A 222-nucleotide genomic window follows, 5' to 3' on the forward strand; every position below is an offset into this window, starting at 1 on the left:
TTTAATTCTTCCATCTTTACTAGCCAAATCTAATAAAACATGCTGCGTATCATCTGAAGAACCATCATCACAAATAATAATTTCAATGTTTTTATATGTTTGATTCCTTACAGACTCAATGGCTCTCATTAATAAATCAGATCGATTATGAGTCGGTATATAAACAGTTATTAAATCTTGCATTTCATTATGAAAGCCATCAATTTGGGTGGAATTTAGATC

Annotated in this window: 1 protein-coding gene; it reads right to left on the reverse strand. The window is 29.7% G+C overall.

Annotated elements, in window-relative coordinates:
• Positions 1–183, reverse strand: a 183-nt coding sequence (locus RRF55_RS28710) for a glycosyltransferase family 2 protein (RefSeq protein ID WP_439419402.1), incomplete at its 3' end; no start/stop codon positions are given.
• Positions 184–222 lie beyond the last annotated feature (39 nt).

The sequence above is a fragment of the Klebsiella sp. K47 genome (assembly GCF_051858335.1).
GTDB classification, from domain to species: domain Bacteria; phylum Pseudomonadota; class Gammaproteobacteria; order Enterobacterales; family Enterobacteriaceae; genus Klebsiella; species Klebsiella pneumoniae.